Origin of the sequence: Arenimonas sp. MALMAid1274, assembly GCF_049195245.1 — a bacterium.
Taxonomy (GTDB): Bacteria; Pseudomonadota; Gammaproteobacteria; order Xanthomonadales; family Xanthomonadaceae; genus Arenimonas.
On record NZ_JBMIRR010000023.1, the window covers coordinates 266380 to 284570 of the forward strand.

General features: G+C 70.8%; 16 protein-coding genes and 1 other RNA gene. 15 read left to right on the plus strand and 2 right to left on the minus strand.

Annotation, left to right across the window (positions count from 1 at the left end; translation table 11 throughout):
- Nucleotides 1-151: 151 nt before the first annotated feature.
- Nucleotides 152-532, minus strand: coding sequence for a YraN family protein (locus ACOQFR_RS04690; protein ID WP_421379074.1), 381 nt, complete (start codon nt 530-532; stop codon nt 152-154).
- Nucleotides 516-2249, minus strand: coding sequence for a penicillin-binding protein activator (locus ACOQFR_RS04695; protein ID WP_421379076.1), 1734 nt, complete (start codon nt 2247-2249; stop codon nt 516-518). Before ACOQFR_RS04695 ends, ACOQFR_RS04690 begins: the two co-directional genes overlap by 17 nt.
- Before the next feature lie 174 nt (nt 2250-2423).
- Here ACOQFR_RS04695 and rsmI point away from each other — a divergent pair, with 174 nt between their 5' ends.
- The 15 genes from rsmI (at nt 2424) to ftsA (ending at nt 18163) form a co-directional block, all read left to right on the plus strand.
- Nucleotides 2424-3260 (plus strand): 16S rRNA (cytidine(1402)-2'-O)-methyltransferase, encoded by an 837-nt coding sequence (gene rsmI, locus ACOQFR_RS04700; protein ID WP_421379077.1) that lies wholly within the window; start codon nt 2424-2426, stop codon nt 3258-3260.
- 65 nt (nt 3261-3325) lie between these two features.
- An RNA gene (gene rnpB / locus ACOQFR_RS04705) (RNase P RNA component class A) lies at nt 3326-3679 on the plus strand.
- 323 nt (nt 3680-4002) lie between these two features.
- Nucleotides 4003-4449 carry a division/cell wall cluster transcriptional repressor MraZ gene (gene mraZ, locus ACOQFR_RS04710; RefSeq protein ID WP_421379079.1) on the plus strand — a complete coding sequence of 149 codons (447 nt, stop codon included), beginning with the start codon at nt 4003-4005 and terminating at the stop codon, nt 4447-4449.
- A gap of 14 nt (nt 4450-4463) precedes the next feature.
- The gene (gene rsmH / locus ACOQFR_RS04715; protein WP_421379081.1) at nt 4464-5408 is read left to right on the plus strand and encodes a 16S rRNA (cytosine(1402)-N(4))-methyltransferase RsmH; all 945 of its coding nucleotides are present in this window, start codon (nt 4464-4466) and stop codon (nt 5406-5408) included.
- A gap of 2 nt (nt 5409-5410) precedes the next feature.
- A complete protein-coding gene (gene ftsL, locus ACOQFR_RS04720) occupies nt 5411-5674 on the plus strand; it encodes a cell division protein FtsL (protein ID WP_421379162.1) in 264 nt (87 codons plus the stop codon).
- Nucleotides 5671-7476, plus strand: a complete 1806-nt coding sequence (locus ACOQFR_RS04725; protein WP_421379083.1) for a peptidoglycan D,D-transpeptidase FtsI family protein — start codon at nt 5671-5673, stop codon at nt 7474-7476. Before ftsL ends, ACOQFR_RS04725 begins: the two co-directional genes overlap by 4 nt.
- Nucleotides 7477-7484: 8 nt before the next feature.
- Entirely contained in the window at nt 7485-8951 is a 1467-nt protein-coding gene (locus tag ACOQFR_RS04730) for a UDP-N-acetylmuramoyl-L-alanyl-D-glutamate--2,6-diaminopimelate ligase (protein WP_421379085.1), read from the plus strand.
- The gene (locus ACOQFR_RS04735) at nt 8948-10330 is read left to right on the plus strand and encodes a UDP-N-acetylmuramoyl-tripeptide--D-alanyl-D-alanine ligase (RefSeq protein ID WP_421379087.1); all 1383 of its coding nucleotides are present in this window, start codon (nt 8948-8950) and stop codon (nt 10328-10330) included. Before ACOQFR_RS04730 ends, ACOQFR_RS04735 begins: the two co-directional genes overlap by 4 nt.
- Nucleotides 10320-11402, plus strand: coding sequence for a phospho-N-acetylmuramoyl-pentapeptide-transferase (gene mraY / locus ACOQFR_RS04740; protein ID WP_421379089.1), 1083 nt, complete (start codon nt 10320-10322; stop codon nt 11400-11402). The genes ACOQFR_RS04735 and mraY overlap by 11 nt, the downstream gene beginning before the upstream one ends.
- Nucleotide 11403: 1 nt before the next feature.
- Nucleotides 11404-12720 (plus strand): putative lipid II flippase FtsW, encoded by a 1317-nt coding sequence (gene ftsW / locus ACOQFR_RS04745; RefSeq protein WP_421379091.1) that lies wholly within the window; start codon nt 11404-11406, stop codon nt 12718-12720.
- Nucleotides 12717-13793 carry an undecaprenyldiphospho-muramoylpentapeptide beta-N-acetylglucosaminyltransferase gene (gene murG, locus ACOQFR_RS04750; RefSeq protein ID WP_421379093.1) on the plus strand — a complete coding sequence of 359 codons (1077 nt, stop codon included), beginning with the start codon at nt 12717-12719 and terminating at the stop codon, nt 13791-13793. Before ftsW ends, murG begins: the two co-directional genes overlap by 4 nt.
- Nucleotides 13793-15226, plus strand: coding sequence for a UDP-N-acetylmuramate--L-alanine ligase (gene murC / locus ACOQFR_RS04755; protein WP_421379164.1), 1434 nt, complete (start codon nt 13793-13795; stop codon nt 15224-15226). Before murG ends, murC begins: the two co-directional genes overlap by 1 nt.
- Entirely contained in the window at nt 15223-16188 is a 966-nt protein-coding gene (locus tag ACOQFR_RS04760; RefSeq protein WP_421379095.1) for a D-alanine--D-alanine ligase, read from the plus strand. Before murC ends, ACOQFR_RS04760 begins: the two co-directional genes overlap by 4 nt.
- On the plus strand, nt 16185-16931 hold the full coding sequence (locus ACOQFR_RS04765) for a cell division protein FtsQ/DivIB (RefSeq protein ID WP_421379097.1): 747 nt from the start codon (nt 16185-16187) through the stop codon (nt 16929-16931). Before ACOQFR_RS04760 ends, ACOQFR_RS04765 begins: the two co-directional genes overlap by 4 nt.
- Nucleotides 16928-18163, plus strand: coding sequence for a cell division protein FtsA (gene ftsA, locus ACOQFR_RS04770; RefSeq protein WP_421379099.1), 1236 nt, complete (start codon nt 16928-16930; stop codon nt 18161-18163). The genes ACOQFR_RS04765 and ftsA overlap by 4 nt, the downstream gene beginning before the upstream one ends.
- The last annotated feature ends 28 nt before the right edge of the window (nt 18164-18191 follow it).

The window sequence follows — 18191 nt, forward strand, 5'->3', positions numbered from 1 at the left end:
CATTGCACAGATCGCCAACGGCGTCCTTGTTCAATCGGGGGGCCGCACTTTATGTGTGCGATTGCACCGATCTCAAGATTGCAGAATGCATCTTCAGGAAACGTCGCGACGTGTGCCGCGTAGTGACGCCTTCAAGGCGGCGAAGCGCGCGCTAGACGTCTTCCAAACTGAACGCGTTGCGCAGCCAGCGCGCCTGCAGCATGCCTTCGGCGCCCTGCGCGGTGACCACGTCGAATCGGCAGGGCGCGTCCGTGAATTCACGCTGGCGTGAAAGCCACGCGCGTGCCGCCAGCACCATGCGGCGACGCTTGCCGTGGTCCACCGAGCCCGCGGCGCCACCGAAACGATCGCTGCTGCGATAGCGCACTTCGACGAAGACCAGGGTGTCGCCGTCGCGCATCACCAGGTCGAGTTCGCCGAAGCGGTAGTTGACGTTGCGGGCCAGCGTGACGAGGCCCGCGTGTTCGAGCGTGGCGCAGGCCAGCGCTTCGGCTGCCGCGCCGAGCTGCCTGCGGTCAGGGCGCGCCGGCATCGGGCAGCAGGGCGCCGTCCAGCGCCGGCCGCGAGCGGCCGCCGCTGAACACCGCCCAGGCCGGCTTGCGCTGCACGCCACCGAAACCGTCGAGCTGCAGTTCGCCGGTGGCCCCGCGCACCTGCGCACCCGGGTCGCTGGCCAGGTGGTCGAGGTAGGCCGCCAGTTGCCAGGCATCCATGCCGAAGGCGAACAGGCGCGAGCCGCCACCCTGCGCGCTGGGCAGGGTGCGGCCCAGCGTGTCGGGATCGGGCGAACCACGCAGGCCCAGCAGCCAGGGCAGCTCGGGGTATTCGATGCCGTCGAGTTCGGTGTCCATGCGCAGGTTGGCGCCCGAGAGGATCAGCGACGTTGCCACGCGCGGCACGCCGGTAAGCGCTGCGGTGTCCATCTGGCTCGACAGCAGGCGCGCCTGCGCGGCCTTGAGGCTCAGGAAGATCGCCTCGGGCCGGCCCCCCTGCATGGCCTGCCGCAGCGCCGGCACGTAGTCGGGGTTGCCTTCACTGACCGAGGTCTCGCCGATGATCTGGCCGCCGCGCGCGGTCAGGCGTTCGCGAAAGGCGGCGAGCGCACGCTGCGCGTTGTCGTCAGCTTGCGTGACCACCAGCACGCGACGCAGGCCGCGGTCGACGAGGCGGTCGGCCGCCGCGGCGCCCTCGTCCTCCGGCGACAGCGCGTAGGCGGCGCTGCCGGGCGGCGGCGGGATCGTGCCTCGGTTCAGTGCCAGCACCGGCAGATCGAGTTCGGCCAGGCCAAAAAGTTCGTTGACTTCGTCGCGGGTGAGCGGCCCGACGAGCATCTGCGCGCCGTCCTCGCGCGCCTGCGCGAAGGCCGCACGCACGCCGCCGCTGCCATGGGTGTCGTAGAACTTCAGTTGGGGCCGACGGCGCACTTCGCCGTAGTAGGCGGCCAGCAGGCCATCGCGCACGCTGTGGCCAGCGGCTGCGAGCGGTCCGCTGAGCGGCAGCAGCGCGGCCAGCCGCTCCGGCGGGCGATAGCCGTCGCGATCGGCGGCGGGCAGGGCGTCCAGCCCCGGCGACGAGGCCTCGCGGTCGTAGGGGCGCGGCAGGGGCAGCCCGCGCTGCGTGAGGGCCCGGCCGGCGTAGCGGTAAAGCGGATGCCCGGGGGGCAGCGCGGCCGCGCCGCTGGCCAGCAGGGCATCGGACTGCGCGGCCAGCAGTTTGTCGATGCGGCGTACGTTTTCGGCGCGCGCGCCGCGGTCCAGCGATTCGTGCAGCCAGGCCAGTTCGCCGGCGGCGTCGAACCCGCGACCGGTGCCTTCCAGCGCCTGCGCGCGCAGGCCGTGCCAGCGCGCACGCAGCGCTGCCGGCACCGACTCGCGCGACTGGCCAAGCAGGGCCAGGGCCTCCGGCCACTGCGCGGCATCGGCCAGGAAGTGCGCGTTCATCAGGTCGTGCAGCAGCAGGTCGCGGCCCTCGAGCCGGCGCTTGCCCGCCTGCGACAGGGCCTGGCGCGAGGCGCCCTTGTCGCCGGCCAGCCAGTACTGGTCGGCCGCGTAGAGCCAGGCGCGATCGCGCGCGGCCCCGCGGCTGCCCACGGCCGAATCGGCCCAGGCGCGGGCGGCCTCCAGATGCTTGCCTTCCTCGGCCAGGCGCTGTGCGCTGACCTGTACGCCGGAGGTTTCCGGCGCCACGGACACGCTGGCGCAGCCGGACATCAGGGCCAGGGCGAGCAGGAGGGTAGCGAATCGCGACATGGGGAAGGGTCCGGAAAGGGTAGATCCAAGGGAATGATACCCGGTGGACCCGCGGCCGGCGTGGCACAGGCATTATGATTCCGGGCACACCATGACCGCGTAGGAAAAGGCAGGTCGCCGGGGTCGTCAGACGCGTGTTCGGCGCATCCGCCGCGGCTTCAACAAGGACAGGCAATGGCGACGACCAAGGCGGGAACCCTCTACGTGGTGGCGACGCCGATCGGCAACCTCGGCGACCTCAGCCCGCGGGCGCGCGAGGTCCTGTCTGCCGTGGACGCGATCTGCGCCGAGGACACGCGACATACGCGCCAGCTGCTGGTGGCGGTCGGCATCGACCGGCCGCTGCTGGCGCTGCATGAACACAATGAAGGCGAGATCGCCTGGAAACTGGTCGAGCGCCTCAAGTCCGGCGACGCCCTGGCCCTCGTGTCCGACGCCGGCACGCCCCTGGTGAGCGACCCGGGCTATCGCCTGGTGCGCGAGGTGCGCGCCGCCGGCCTGGCCGTCAGCCCCATCCCCGGCGCCTGCGCCGCGATCGCGGCGTTGTCGGTCGCGGGCATCCCCAGCGACCGCTTCTGTTTCGAAGGTTTCCTGCCGGCCAAATCCTCCGCGCGCCGCGAGCGCCTGGCGGCGCTGTCGCGCGAAACGCGCACCCTGGTCTTCTACGAAAGCTCGCATCGCATCGAAGAATCGCTGCGCGATCTGGTGGCGATGTTCGGCGGCGACCGTGAAGCGGTGATCGGCCGCGAACTGACCAAGCTTTTCGAAACCGTGCTGGGCGACACCCTGGACACCCTGGCCGCGCAGGTCGCCGCCGACGAACACCAGCGCAAGGGCGAGTTCGTGATCATCGTGCGCGGCTGCGACGACGACGCGTCCGCGCGCCTGCTCGAAGGCCAGCGCCTCTACGCCAAGCTGGCCGAGCACCTCAAACCGTCACTGGCCGCCAAGCTCGCGGCCGACATCAGCGGCGCGCCACGCAAGTCGCTTTATGGCGGGGGCGGGGAGTGATTTGTCTTGACGCGGATGAACGCGGAGTACGTGGATAAGACAAAAGTGCGAGAATCCACCCCGGCGGAGTCGGTCAAGGCAGTCGCGTCGCAGCAATGCGCCGAGGAAAGTCCGGGCTCCACAGAGCAGGGTGCCAGGTAACGCCTGGGCGGCGTGAGCCGACGGAAAGTGCAACAGAAAACAAACCGCCGAACGGCCCGAAAGGGTGCGTGGTAAGGGCGAAACGGTGGGGTAAGAGCCCACCGCCCGAGGGGACAACGCCTCGGGGCACGGCAAACCCCACCCGGAGCAAGTCCAAATAGGGGTGCTATGGCATGGCTCGTGCCGCACCCGGGTTGGATGCTTGATCCCAGCGGTGACGCTGGGGCTAGAGGAATGACTGTCCCAGACAGAACCCGGCTTAAGGGCCGGCTCCGCCACTTTCCTCCCTGGTCCCGGTCCCCGGGGCCTGCGTTTGCGCAAGCGACGCCGGTCCGGGCTTCGCGCGGACACGTCGGACCGGCTGGCCAGCGTCGGTGACGCTTCCGTGCACTGTTTCACAGCCCGGGATCAAACCCATGTGAAACAACACTTGCCAAACGGTTCTTAAACAAGACTCTCAAGTCTGGCGCAAGGTCTTGATCCACCTAGCGAAATTGCCCCTTTTTTGTCCTTGACAGCCCTGTAGGGCAGGACTAACGTGGGCTTCCGGGGGAATTCCGGGTTTTTCGTGGCTTTTGGTGGATAAGGATTGATCCAGGGCATGTTCCAGGGCGAGACCGCGATCACGATCGACGACAAGGGCCGTCTGGCGATTCCCACCGCCTACCGGGACCTGGTCGCGCGCGCCTGCGCCAACCGCCTGGTCGTGACCTACAACCCCTACGAAGCCGGCTGCCTGTGGCTGTACCCGGAGCAGACCTGGGAAAAGGTCCGCGACCAGGTCAACGCCCTGCCCAACGCCAAGCGCGTGCACCGCAACCTGCAGCTCAAGCTGGTCGGCGCCGCCACGGTGGTCGAGCCCGACGGCAGCGGCCGCGTGCTGCTGCCCGCCAGCCACCGCAATGCGGCGGCGATCGAAAAGAAAGCCGTGCTGCTCGGAATGGGCGGCAAGTTCGAACTTTGGAGCGAGCAGGCTCACCTCGCGCAGATCCGTCAGACCATCGGGGAAGACGAGATCAGCGAGGACATGCTCGACCTCAGGCTGTGACGGGCGCGGCCGGGGTGCGGGAACACGCGCAGCCCAGCCATCTCCCGGTGATGTTCGCCCAGGCGCTCGACGGCCTGCGCGTGGTGGGGAATGGCAGGTACCTGGATGGCACGTTTGGCCGCGGCGGACACGCCCGCGGCCTGCTCGACCGGCTGGGGCCGGATGGACGGCTGTTGGTGATGGACAAGGACCCGGAAGCGATCGCCATGGCCCGCAGCCTTGCGGATGAGGACGCGCGCGTGGCGGTGTACCGCGGCTCGTTCGCCGACCTGGCCGGCTGGGACGAAACCCTGCCTGGCCTAGACGGCGTCTTCTTCGACCTGGGCGTGTCGTCCCCGCAGCTGGACGTGGCCGAGCGCGGCTTCAGCTTCAGCAAGGACGGTCCGCTGGACATGCGCATGGATCCGGACTCGGGCGAAAGCGCCGCCAACTGGCTGGCCCGCGCCACCGATACCGAGATCGCCGACGTGCTGTGGACCTACGGCGAGGAAAAGCTCAGCCGCAAGATCGCCCGCACCATCGTCGCCCGTCGCGACGACACCCCGATCCTGCGCACCGCCCAGCTGGCCGAGCTGATCGCGTCGGTGGTGGGTCGCGGCGACAGCAAGATCCACCCCGCCACCCGCAGCTTCCAGGCCATCCGCATCCACATCAACCGCGAACTCGAGGACCTCGAGCGCGGCCTGGACGCGGCCCTCGCGCGGCTGAAGCCGGGCGGCCGGCTGGCGGTGATCAGCTTCCATTCGCTGGAAGACCGCATCGTCAAGCGCTTCATCGCCGCCGCGGCCAAGGCGCCCCCGGGCAACCGCCGCATGCCGGTGGCGCAGGACTTCACGCCCAGTCTGCGCGACCTGGGCGGCGCGCAGCGGGCCGAGTCCTCCGAGACGACGGTGAACCCGCGCGCCCGCAGCGCCGTGCTGCGCGTGGCGGAAAAGATCGGCGCGGAGGCAGCGGCATGAGCCTGCGCACCTTCCTGCTGCTGGTGCTGGTGACCGGCGTGCTGGGCAGCGCGGTCGGCGTCGTGTACGCCCGGCACCTGCATCGCCAGGCCTACATCGCGCTGTCGGGCCTGGAGCACGACCGCGACGAACTCAACATCGACTTCGGCCGCCTGCAGCTGGAACAGGCCACCTGGTCGGAGGCCAACCGCATCGAGCAGGTTGCCGGCAACCGCATCGGCATGCGCTACCCGACCGACGACGACATCGTGGTGCTGCAGCCATGAAGGTCCAGCGCAGCACCTACAGCCTCCGCCACCGGCTCATCGCCGTGGTCGGCGTGCTGGGCGTGTGCGGCCTGGTGCTGGTGGGACGCGCCGCGCACCTGCAGCTGATCAGCCCGGACTTCTACCAGCAGCAGGGCGACGCGCGCTTCCTGCGCGAAGTGCCGATCCCGACCTCGCGCGGCATGATCACCGACCGCAACGGCGAGCCGCTGGCGGTGTCCTCGCCGGTGGAATCGGTGTGGGCCAATCCCAAGGAAGTGCTGCAGCACGCCGACCAGCTGCCGGCGCTGGCCGGTGCCCTGGGCATTCCGGCCGAAGTGCTGCAGCAGCGCATCCTGCAGAAGGCCGACAAGGAGTTCATCTACCTGCGCCGGCACATGAACCCCGCCAGCGCGCAGGCCGTGGTCGACCTGGGCGTGCCGGGCGTGTACTCGCAGCGCGAGTTCCGCCGCTTCTACCCGCACGGCGAGGTGATGGCGCACGTGCTGGGCTTCACCAACATCGACGACCGCGGCCAGGAAGGGCTGGAGCTGGCCTTCGACGACTGGCTGACCGGCAAGAAGGGCTCGCAGCGCATCATCCGCGACCGCCGCGGCCGCACCGTGGAGAACGTGGACCTGGTGCAGGCGGCCGAGCCGGGCCACGACCTGGTGCTGTCCATCGACCGCCGCATCCAGTACCTCGCGTATCGCGAGCTCAAGTCCTCGCTGATCGAGCACGGCGCCAGCAGCGGCTCGATCGTGGTGGTGGATGTGCCCACGGGCGAGATCCTGGCCATGGTCAACCAGCCGTCCTTCAACCCGAACGCGCGCGAGTCGGCGACCATGGACGCGATGCGCAACCGCGCCGTCACCGACGTGGTCGAACCGGGCTCGGTGATGAAGACCCTGACGCTGGCGGCGGCGCTGGAGAGCGGCAAGTTCACGCCCGACACGCCGGTGGATACCTCGCCCGGCTACATGACCCTGCCCGGCGGCCATCCGATCCGCGATTTCCGCAACTACGGCATGCTCACGCTGACCGGCGTGCTGACCAAGAGCTCCAACGTCGGCGCCACGCGCATCTCCAACGAACTCACGCGCGAACACCAGTACGACATGTACCAGCGCTTCGGCCTGGGCCAGCCCAGCGGCAGCGGCTTCATCGGCGAGGTGCAGGGCGTGCTGCGTTCCCCGAACGAGTGGGGTCCGGCCGAGAAGGCCACCATCGCCTACGGCTACGGCCTGTCGGTGACGCCGCTGCAGCTGGCGCGGGCCTACGCCGCGATCGGCAACGGCGGCCGGATCCACGAGGCCACCTTCGTCAAGGGCGCCGATTCGCCCAGCACGCAGGTGGTGGACCCCGTCATCGCCCGCCAGCTGATGACGATGATGGAAACCGTGACCGGGCCGGAAGGCACTGCGCGTCGCGCGGCCGTGCTCGGCTACCGCGTCGCCGGCAAGACCGGCACGGCGCGCAAGGCGGGCGGCGGTGGCTATGTCGCCAACCGCCATGCGGCGGTGTTCGTGGGCCTGGTGCCGGCCTCGAATCCCAAGTTCGCGATGGCGGTGGTGATCCACGACGCCCAGGGCCTGGAGTACGGCGGTGGCGCGGTGTCCGCGCCGGTCTTCCACCACGTGATGGAAGGCGCGCTGCGGCTGATGGACGTGCCGCCGGACAACATCGAGCAATGGTTTGCCGCGCAGGCCAAGCGCAAGGCCGCCGCCCTGGCGGCCGCGCCGCGTCCGGCGCCGGTCGCGGTGACGGTGGCGGCACCCGCCGCGCCCGCGCCGGCCAGCGCACCCGCCGAGGTGCTGCGTTGATCCGCGCCATGCCCCTGCATGAGCTGCTGCAGGGCCAGCCCGCGCTGCCGCCGGGATTCGACCCCGTGGTGGCCGGCCTGAGCGCCGACAGCCGCGCCGTGCGCGCCGGCGATGCCTTCGTGGCGCTGGCCGGCGCCAGCACGCACGGGCTGCGCCACAGCGGCCAGGCCGAAGCGGCCGGCGCCAGCGCCATCCTGTTCGAGCCGCCTGCGCCGCAAGACCAGCCGCTGTCCGCGCGCGCGGTGGCGGTGCCCTCGCTGCGCGAGCGCCAGGGTGAACTGGCCGACCGCTTCTACCAGTCGCCGTCGCAGGCACTGGCCGTGCTCGGCGTCACCGGCACCAACGGCAAGACCTCCACGGTGCAGCTGATCGCCCAGGCCCTGAGCCTGCGCGGTCAGCGTGCCGGCACGATCGGCACCCTGGGCGCGGGACTCTACGGCCAGCTGCAGGCCGGCGAGCGCACCACGCCCGACGTCATCAGCGTGCACCGCCTGCTGGCGGACATGCGCGATGCCGGTGCCAGCCACGTGGCGATGGAAGTGTCCTCGCATGCGCTGGAACTGGGCCGGGTGGATGCGGTGCGCTTCCGCGTCGCGGTGTTCACCAACCTCACCCGCGACCACCTGGATTTCCACGGCAGCATGGAGGCCTATGGCCAGGCCAAGGCCCGGCTGTTTTCCTGGCCCGGCCTGGAAACGGCCGTGGTCAATCTGGACGATGCCTTCGGCCGCGCGCTGCACGATGCCTTGCCGCTCGGCACGCAGCGCGTCAGCCTCAGCTCGCGCGGCCAGACCGCGGCGACGCTGCGCGCCGAATACATCACGCTGGCTCCCGAAGGCCTGCGCTTCGAACTGGTCGAGGCCGATCACCGGCACGAGATCACATCGCCGCTGCTGGGCCGCTTCAACGTGGACAACCTGCTGGCGGTCGCCGGTGCACTGCGCGCCCTGGGCTGGACCCTGGCCGAAGTGGCCGCGATGCTGCCGCGCCTGTCGCCGGTAGACGGCCGCATGAGCCGCGTCGGTGGCCGCGACGGCCAGCCGCTGGTGGTCGTGGACTATGCCCATACGCCCGACGCGCTGCAGCAGGCGCTGGCCAGCCTGCGCGAACACACGCCCGGCCGCCTGACCTGCGTGTTCGGCTGCGGCGGCGAGCGTGACGCCGGCAAGCGCCCGCAGATGGCCGTGATTGCCCAGGTCGGCGCAGACCGCGTGATCGTCACCGACGACAATCCGCGCGGCGAAGACGGCGATGCCATCGTCGCCGGCATCCTGGCCGGCTTCACCCGCCGCGACAGCGTACAGGTGCAGCGCGACCGCGCCCTGGCGATCGCGCAGGCCGTGCGCGAGGCCGGGCCGGGCGACGTGGTGCTGGTGGCGGGCAAGGGCCACGAGCCCTACCAGGAAGTACAGGGCGTGCGGCATGCATTCGACGACCTGCAGGTGGCGCTGCAGTGCCTGGAGGCACGCGCATGAGGCCGGTCGCGCTGTCGCAGGTGGCGCGCTGGGTCGAGGGCCGGCACCTGGGTGCCGATGTCGCCATCACCAGCGTCGGCACCGATACCCGCACCCTGGCGCCCGGCGGCCTGTTCGTTGCCCTGCGCGGCGAAAACCACGACGGCCATGACCACGCGGCGCAGGCGCTGGAGCGCGGCGCGGTGGCGCTGCTGGTGCACCGCGAGGTGGATGTGGCGCTGCCGCAGGTGCTGTGCCCGGACACCCAGGACGCGCTGGGCGAACTCGCCGCCGGCGTGCAGCAGGGTCGCCCCGCGGTCGTGGTGGCGCTGACCGGCAGCAACGGCAAGACCTCGGTCAAGACCCTGGTGCTGGGCATGCTGCAGCGCGCTGGCAAGGCCTACGCCAATCCGGGCAACTTCAACAACGAGATCGGACTTCCGCTGGCGGTGCTGGCCGCGCCGGAAGACGCACGGTTCGCCGTCTACGAGATGGGCGCCGGCCAGCCCGGCGACATCGCCTACCTGGCTTCGATCGCGCCGCCGAACGTGGCCCTGGTCAACAACATCATGCCCGCGCACATGGAGCGCATGGGCAGCCTGCTGGGCATCGCAGAGACCAAGGGCGCGATCTACGAAGCGCTGCCCGATGACGGTGTGGCGGTGGTGAACGCCGACGACGCCTTCGCCCCGTGGTTCATGCAGCGCATCGGCGCGCGCCGCTGCCTGCGCTTCGGCATCGAGAACGACGCCCAGGTGCGGGCCAGTGCGATCGTCCCGGGCGCCGACGGCTCGCGCTTCCGCCTGCACACGCCGGCCGGTTCCGCCGACGTGGCGCTGGCGCTGCCGGGCCGGCACAACGTGATGAATGCCCTGGCCGCCACCGCGCTGGCGCTGGGCGCGGGCGCCTCGCTGGAAGACGTGCTGGGTGGACTGCAGCACGCCCAGCCGGTGCCGGGCCGCCAGGTGCCGCATGTGCTGCGCAACGGCGTGGTGCTGGTGGACGACAGCTACAACGCCAACCCCGGCTCGGTGTCGGCGGCGATCGCCGCCCTGGTGCAGTCCGGCGGTCCGGCCTGGCTCGTGCTGGGCGACATGAAGGAACTGGGCGAGGGCGCCGAGGCGCTGCACGCCGGCATCGGCGAGCAGGCCAGGCGCGCCGGCATCGCGCAGCTGTGGACCGTGGGCGCGCTGAGTGCCGCCGCCAGCCGCGCCTTCGGCGACGGCGCACGCCACTTCGGCGACCAGGCCGCGCTGGTCGCGGCGCTGTCGCCGGCGCTGCAGTCGGCTCCGGCCGGGCTGCGCTGCGTGGTGAAAGGTTCGCGCTCCAGCGCGATGGACAAGGTGCTGGCCGCGCTGCTGGCCGCCGACCGGCAGGGAGACGCCGACCATGCTGCTTGAACTGGCCCGCTGGCTGAACGAACTGGGCCTGATGCCCGCGCTGTTCGGCTACATCACCTTCCGCGCCATCCTCGGCGCGCTGACCGCGCTGCTGCTGTCGCTGTGGCTGGGCCCCTACGTCATCGCGCGCCTGGCGCGGCTCAAGGGCGGCCAGCCGATCCGTACCGATGGCCCGCAGTCGCACTTCTCCAAGGCCGGCACGCCGACCATGGGCGGCACCCTGATCCTGCTGACGATCACGCTGTCCACCCTGCTTTGGGCCGACCTGCGCAACCGCTACGTGTGGGTGCTGCTGGTGGTGCTGATCGCCTTCGGCGCCATCGGCTGGCTGGACGACTGGATCAAGATCGTGCGGCGCGACCCCAATGGCCTCAAGTCGCGGCACAAGTACGCGCTGCAGTCGCTGTTCGGCCTGTGCGCGGCGCTGTTCCTCTTCCACACGGCCGATACGCCGGCCGCGACCACGCTGTACCTGCCGCTGCTTAAGGACTTCGCGATCCCGCTGGGCATCGGCTTCGTGGTGATGGCCTATTTCTGGATCGTCGGTTTTTCCAATGCCGTCAACCTCACCGACGGCCTGGACGGCCTGGCGATCATGCCCACCGTGCTGGTGGCGGCGGCGCTGGGCATCTTCGCCTACGCCTCGGGCAATGCCGTGTTCTCGCAGTACCTGCAGATCCCGGCGATTCCGGGTGCGGGCGAGATCACCATCTTCTGCGCCGCCATTGCCGGCGCGGGCCTGGGCTTCCTGTGGTTCAACACCTACCCGGCGATGGTGTTCATGGGCGATATCGGCGCACTGGCCTTGGGCGCCGCGCTGGGCACCATCGCGGTGATCGTGCGGCAGGAGGCTATCCTGGTGGTGATGGGTGGCATCTTCGTGATTGAAACGCTCTCGGTGATGATCCAGGTCGCCAGCTTCAAGCTCACCGGCCGCCGCGTGTTCCGCATGGCGCCGATCCACCACCACTTCGAGCTCAAGGGCTGGCCGGAGCCGCGCGTGATCGTGCGCTTCTGGATCATCTCGGTGATGCTCGTGCTGGTCGGCCTCGCTACCCTGAAGGTGCGCTGAGATGGCCTTCGACGACCGCAGCCGGCAGGCCACCAAGCTCGACGAGATCAGCGGGCGCTTCGACCCGGTGCTGCTGGCCATCAGCCTGGCGCTGGTGGGTCTGGGCGTGGTGATGGTCGCGTCCAGCTCGATCGCGATCGCCGAGGGCCTGGATGTCGGCCCGTTCTACTTCCTGACCAAGCACCTGATGTTCCTGGCGGTGGGCGCGGCACTGGCCTGGGCCCTGATGCAGGTCGAGCTCAAGACCGTCGAGAAGCACAGCCACCTGCTGCTGGCGATGTGTTTCGTGATGCTGGCCCTGGTGTTCCTGCCGGGCATCGGCCACACCGTCAACGGCGCCAAGCGCTGGATCAACCTGGGCGTGTCCAACTTCCAGGTGGTCGAAGCGGTGAAGCTGATGCTGATCATCTGGCTGGCCAGCTACCTGGTGCGGTACCGCGACGAGATCGCGGTGCGCTGGATGGCGCTGATCAAGCCGCTGGGCGTGGCCGGCGGCATCGTCGCGATCCTGCTGGTGCAGCCCGACTTCGGTTCGGCGGCGCTCATCCTGGCGGTCACCGGCGGCATGGTGTTCCTGGGCGGGGCCCGCATCCAGCACCTGGCGGTGATGGCCGCGCTGGCCTTCCCGGCGCTGGCGGCGATCGCGGTGGCCGCGCCCTATCGCGTGGCGCGCCTGAAGTCCTTCCTCGATCCCTGGGCCGATCCCTTCGACGACGGCTTCCAGCTGACCCAGGCGCTGATCGCGATCGGCCGCGGCGAGTGGTTCGGCGTGGGCCTGGGCGGCAGCGTGCAGAAGCTGTTCTACCTGCCCGAGGCGCACACCGACTTCATCTTCTCGGTCACCGCCGAGGAGCTGGGCTTCGCCGGCTCGATGCTGATCATCAGCCTGTTTGCCGCCTTCACCTGGCGCGCCTTCAACATCGGCCGCCGCGCCATCGACATGCGCCGCCACTTCGCCGGCTTCTGCGCCTTCGGCGTCGGCCTGTGGGTCAGCCTGCAGTCCTTCGTTTCCATCGGCGTGAACCTGGGCCTGCTGCCGACCAAGGGCCTGACCCTGCCGCTGATTTCCTCCGGCGGCTCGAGCGTGCTGATGACCTGCGTGGCGATCGGCCTGCTGCTGCGCGTGAGCTACGAGCTCGACCGCGCCGAGCGCCAGGTCGCGCGCCTGCGCGGTGATGCCGGTCCGGCCGGCGATGCGGGCGAGGGCGGGCTGGACATGCCGACGCCGCCACAGTCTCCCGCTGCACTGGCGCCGGCCGCGACCGGTCCACGCGGTTCGCGCGCGCGCATCGAACCCAAGATCGGAGCGCTGGCATGAGCGCGCCCGTGCTGATCCTGGCCGGCGGCACCGGTGGCCACATCTTCCCCGGCCTGGCGGTGGCGCATGCCCTGCGCGCGCGGGACGTGCCGGTGGTGTGGCTGGGCTCGGCCGGTGGCATGGAAACCCGGCTGGTGCCGCAGGACGGCATCGCGATGGAAACCATCCGCGTCGGTGGATTGCGCGGCAAGGGCCTCGCCACCCTGGTCAAGGCGCCGTTCAACCTGCTGCGCTCGCTGTGGCAGGCAATGTCGGTGCTGCGCCGCCTGCGTCCGCGCGCCGTGCTGAGTTTCGGCGGTTACGCCGCCGGCCCCGGCGGCCTCGGCGCCTGGCTGCTGGGTCGCCCTCTGCTGGTGCACGAGCAGAACCGGGCGCCCGGCCTGACCAATCGCGTGCTGGCGCGCATGTCGCGCCGCGTGCTGTGCGGTTTCCCCGATGCCTTCCCGGGCCGCGCCACCGAACACGTGGGCAACCCGGTGCGTGCCGCAATCGCCGCCCTGCCCCTGCCCGCCGAGCGCTTCGCGCAGCGCGACGCGACCGTGCGCCTGCTCGTGCTGGGCGGCAGCCAGGGTGCGCGGTCGCTCAACGGCGCCGTGCCGGCCGTGCTCTCGCGCCTCGACGCCGGACTGCGCCCGCAGGTGCGGCACCAGTGCGGCGAGCGCCACGCCGACCGCGCGCGCCAGGCCTATGCCGACGCCGGCGTGCAGGCCAGCGTCGAACCCTTCATCGCCGACATGGCGCAGGCCTACGGCTGGGCCGACCTGGTGGTGTGCCGCGCCGGTGCCCTGACCCTGGCCGAACTCTGCGCCGCCGGCGTGGGCTCGGTGTTGGTCCCGTTCCCGCAGGCGGTGGACGACCACCAGACCCGCAACGCCGAATACCTCGTCGAGCGCGGCGCCGCCGGCCTGGTGCCGGAGGGCGACGGCTTCGCGGAGCGCATGCAGGCCGCGCTGGTGCCGATGCTCGCTGATGCGGCGATCCGTCTGCGCATGGCGCAGGCCGCGCGCGCGGCCTCGCTGCCCGATGCGGCCGACCGCGTTGCCGCGATCGTGATCCAGGAGGCCCGCGCATGATCCGCCGTCGACTCCAGGAAGCCGGCGACCTCGCACGCGCCTTCCCGCGCGTGCATTTCATCGGCATCGGCGGCGTCGGCATGAGCGGCATCGCCGAAGTGCTGGTGACCCTGGGCTACCAGGTGTCGGGCTCGGACCAGGCCGATTCGGCGGCCACCCGCCGGCTGGTCGCGATGGGTGCCGCGGTGCACCGTGGCCATGCCGCGGCCCACATTGCCGGCGCCGACGTGGTGGTGGTGTCCAGCGCGATCCGCGCCGACAACCCCGAGCTGGCCGCGGCGCGCGAACAGCGCATCCCGGTGGTTCCGCGCGCCGAAATGCTGGCCGAGCTGATGCGCTTCAAGCGCGGCATCGCCATCGCCGGCACGCACGGCAAGACCACCACCACCTCGCTGGTGGCCAGCGTGCTGAGCGAGGGCGGGCTGGACCCGACCTTCGTGATCGGCGGCCAGCTGCTGTCGGCCGGCGCCAACGCGCGCCTGGGCGGCGGCCAGTGGCTGGTGGCCGAGGCCGACGAGAGCGACGGCAGCTTCCTGCGCCTGAACCCGCTGGTGGCGGTAGTGACCAACATCGACGCCGACCACCTGGAGAACTACGGCGGCGACTTCGAGCGGGTCAAGGCCGCATTCAACGAATTCCTGCACCGGCTGCCGTTCTACGGCCTGGCCGTGCTGTGCGTGGACGATGCCGAAGTGGCTGCGCTGGCCGCCGACATGCCGCGCCACATCGTCAGCTACGGCATCGATGCCCCGGCAGACGTGTTTGCCCGCGACGTGCGCCAGGAAGGTGCCTGCATGCGCTTCACCCTGCACCTGCCCGAGGCCGAGCCGCAGGACGTGACCCTGAACCTGCCGGGTCGGCACAACGTGCTCAACGCGCTGGCCGCGGCTGCCATCGGCTGGCAGCTGGGCGTGACGCCGGCCGAGATCGCGGCGGCGCTGCACAAGTTCCAGGGCATCGGCCGCCGCTTCAACCTCAAGGGTGAACTCGACTTCGGCCGCGGCAAGGTGCTGCTGGTGGACGACTACGGACACCACCCCAAGGAGCTGGAAGCCGTGTTCGCGGCGGCCCGCGGCGGCTGGCCCGAGCGCCGCCTGGTGGTGGCGTTCCAGCCGCACCGCTACAGCCGCACGCGCGACCTGTTCGATGATTTTTCCGCCGTGCTCTCGAGCGCCGATGCCGTGGTGCTGACCGAGGTCTACCCGGCCGGCGAAGCGCCGATCACGGGTGCCGACGCCAAGTCGCTGGCGCGCGCCATCCGCGCGCGCGGCCGCATCGATCCGGTGGTGGCCGGCAGCGCCCGCGACCTGCCCGCGGTCTTGTCCGACCTGCTCGCCGACGGCGACCTGCTGCTGATGATGGGCGCGGGCGACATCGGCTACGTCGCCGCCGACCTCGCGACCCACGGCTTCCACGGAGACTCGCCGGCATGACGCCGATCGCCCCGCCGCGCATCACCGATCCCGCCCGCTTTGGCCGCGTCGCCGTGCTGATGGGCGGCACCAGCGCCGAGCGCGAGGTGTCCCTGGATTCCGGCCGCAACGTGCTGGAGGCGCTGCGTGCGCGCGGCATCGACGCGCAGGCGGTGGACGGCATACCGGCCCTGCTCGGGGCGCTGCTGGACAAGCGCTTCGACCGCGTGTTCAACATCCTGCACGGCAACAAGGGCGGTGGTGAGGACGGCGTGCTGCAGGGCCTGCTCGAGGCGCTGGGCGTGCCCTACACCGGCTCGGGCGTGCTGGGATCGGCGCTGGGCATGGACAAGATCCGCACCAAGCAGGTGTGGCTGTCGAGCGGCCTGCCGACGCCGCGCTACGTGCGCCTGGCGCCGGGTTCGGACGTGCATGCGGCCGCGCGCGAGCTGGGCCTGCCGGTGATCGTGAAGCCGTCGTGCGAGGGCTCCAGCGTCGGCGTGTCGCGGGTGTTCGACGATGCCGGCCTCGACGCGGCCGTGAGCCTGGCCGCGCGGTATCCCGGCGAACTGCTGATGGAGCAGCTGGTGGTCGGCGGCGAGTACACCGTGGGCATCCTCGACGGCGTGGCGCTGCCGAGCATCCGCATCGTGCCGGCCGGCGAGTACTACGACTACCACGCCAAGTACCAGGCCGAGGACACGCAGTACCTGTGTCCCGGCCTGGACGATGCCGAGGCCGAGCGCGAGATGCAGGCGCAGGCGCTGGCCGCTTTCCATGCCGCCGGCTGCACCGGCTGGGGCCGGGTTGACGTGATGCGCGACCGCGAGGGCCGCAACTTCCTGCTCGAGGTCAACACCGCGCCGGGCATGACCAGCCACTCGCTGGTGCCCAAGGCCGCGGGCCAGGTCGGCATCGGCTTCGAGGAGCTGTGCTGGCGCGTGCTCGAGACCAGCCTGCCGCAGGAGACCGGTCCGGCATGAACGCCCTGCTGCGCATCCTGGCCTGGACCCTCGCCATCGTGCTGGTGGCGCTGCCGGTCGTGGCGGTGCTCAACGGCTGGATCGCCGGTGAGCGCTGGCCCATGCGACGCCTGGCCGTCACCGGCGCCTTCCACCAGGTGGACGAGGCGGCGGTGCGCGAAGCGGTGCTGCCGATGGTGCAGCGGGGCTTCTTCGCCGTGGACCTGGACCAGGTGCGCGGCGCCGTCGCAGGCCTGCCCTGGGTGGAGAAGGTGGAAGTGCGCAAGCGCTGGCCGGACCGCCTGGAAGTCAGCCTGACCGAGCACCGTCCGGTTGCCCGCTGGGGCGAGGACCGCATGCTGTCCGAGGACGGCAAGCTGTTCGCCGCGCCCGAGGGTGCCGGCGCCGGCCTGCCGCGCTTCGAGGGCCCGGATGCGCGCGCCAGTGAGCTGATGTCCTTCCACAGCGCGGCGCGCCCGCTCTTCCTCACCGTGGGCCTGAAGATCGAAAGCGTGCAGCTCAGCGCACGCGGCAGCTGGAGCCTGCTGCTCGACGACGGCACCCAGGTCGAGGCCGGCCGCGGCGACCCGCAGGCACGCCTGGCGCGTTTCGCGCGCATGTTGCCGCAGCTGCGCGCGCAGGACCCGCGCGTGCTCGAGCGCGCCGACCTGCGCTACACCAACGGCTTCACGCTCGTGTGGAAGGACGCGCCGCCGGCGCCGCCCGCCACTCCCCCCGCATCCGCATCGCAGGCCAACACATGAATCGCAAGGGCGACAAGTCGCTGATCGTCGGACTCGACATCGGCACCTCCAAGATCACCGCGCTGGTGGGCGAATACTCGCCCGGCCAGGAGATCGAAGTGATCGGCATCGGCTCGCACGAATCGCGCGGCATGAAGCGCGGCGTGGTGGTGGACATCGAGTCCACCGTGCAGTCCATCCAGCGCGCGGTGGAAGAGGCCGAGCTGATGGCCGGCTGCGAGATCCGCTCGGTGTATGCCTCCATCTCCGGCAGCCACACCCAGTGCCGCAACTCGCCGGGCATCGTGCCGGTGGCCGGCGGCGAAGTGACCTACGCCGACCTCGACCGCGTGCTGGAAGCCGCCAAGGCCGTGGCCGTGCCTGCCGACCAGAAGATCCTGCACGCCATCGCCCAGGAATACATCGTCGACAACTCGCAGGAAGGCATCCGCAACCCGGTCGGCATGTCCGGCGTGCGGCTGGAAGTGCGCGCGCACCTGGTCACCGGCGCCCAGTCGGCCGCCAGCAACGTGATGAAGTGCGTGCAGCGCTGCGGTCTGCAGGTGGACGACCTGATCCTGAGCTCGCTGGCCTCCAGCACCGCGGTGCTGACCGCCGACGAGCGCGAGCTGGGCGTGGTGCTGGTGGACATCGGCGCCGGCACCACCGACATCGCGGTGTTCGTGCAGGGCGCGATCCGCCACAGCGCCTCGCTGCCGATCGCCGGCGACCAGGTCACCAACGACATCGCCCACCTGCTGCGCACGCCCACCCCCGAGGCCGAGCAGATCAAGGTGCGCTACGCCTGCGCGTTGGCTCAGCTGGCGACCGCCGAGGAATCGATCCAGGTGCCCAGCGTCGGCGACCGCCCGCCGCGCCGCCTGGCCCGCCAGGCGCTGGCCGAGGCGGTGCAGAACCGCTACGAGGAAATCTTCGAGATGGTGCAGGCCGAACTGCGCCGCTCCGGCTTCGAGGAGCTGGTGCGCGCGGGCCTGGTGCTGACCGGCGGCGCCTCGCGCATGGAAGGCGTGGTCGAGCTTGCGGAAGAAATGCTGCACATGCCGGTGCGGGTGGGGATTCCCCAGCACGTCTCCGGCCTGGGCGAAGTGGTGGGCAACCCGGTGCATGCCACCGGCGTCGGCCTGCTGCTGTGGGGCAGCCAGTTGGAACACCCGCGCCGCCCGACGCTGTCGGCGGGCAAGGCGGGCACGGTTTGGACGAAGTTCAAGAACTGGTACCGAGGTGAGTTCTGAGCTTCGTCGTCGTCACTGCAACACCAGC

Bases quoted from the DNA above. Each gene is read 5' to 3' on its own strand.
- ACOQFR_RS04690 (WP_421379074.1), bottom strand. From the start codon at position 532: ATGCCGGCGCGCCCTGACCGCAGGCAGCTCGGCGCGGCAGCCGAAGCG.
- ACOQFR_RS04730 (WP_421379085.1), top strand. From the start codon at position 7,485: ATGCCCCTGCATGAGCTGCTGCAGGGCCAGCCCGCGCTGCCGCCGGGA.
- ACOQFR_RS04760 (WP_421379095.1), top strand. From the start codon at position 15,223: ATGACGCCGATCGCCCCGCCGCGCATCACCGATCCCGCCCGCTTTGGC.
- ACOQFR_RS04765 (WP_421379097.1), top strand. From the start codon at position 16,185: ATGAACGCCCTGCTGCGCATCCTGGCCTGGACCCTCGCCATCGTGCTG.
- mraY (WP_421379089.1), top strand. From the start codon at position 10,320: ATGCTGCTTGAACTGGCCCGCTGGCTGAACGAACTGGGCCTGATGCCC.
- ftsA (WP_421379099.1), top strand. From the start codon at position 16,928: ATGAATCGCAAGGGCGACAAGTCGCTGATCGTCGGACTCGACATCGGC.
- ACOQFR_RS04735 (WP_421379087.1), top strand. From the start codon at position 8,948: ATGAGGCCGGTCGCGCTGTCGCAGGTGGCGCGCTGGGTCGAGGGCCGG.
- ACOQFR_RS04695 (WP_421379076.1), bottom strand. From the start codon at position 2,249: ATGTCGCGATTCGCTACCCTCCTGCTCGCCCTGGCCCTGATGTCCGGC.
- murG (WP_421379093.1), top strand. From the start codon at position 12,717: ATGAGCGCGCCCGTGCTGATCCTGGCCGGCGGCACCGGTGGCCACATC.
- ACOQFR_RS04725 (WP_421379083.1), top strand. From the start codon at position 5,671: ATGAAGGTCCAGCGCAGCACCTACAGCCTCCGCCACCGGCTCATCGCC.
- rsmI (WP_421379077.1), top strand. From the start codon at position 2,424: ATGGCGACGACCAAGGCGGGAACCCTCTACGTGGTGGCGACGCCGATC.
- mraZ (WP_421379079.1), top strand. From the start codon at position 4,003: ATGTTCCAGGGCGAGACCGCGATCACGATCGACGACAAGGGCCGTCTG.
- ftsW (WP_421379091.1), top strand. From the start codon at position 11,404: ATGGCCTTCGACGACCGCAGCCGGCAGGCCACCAAGCTCGACGAGATC.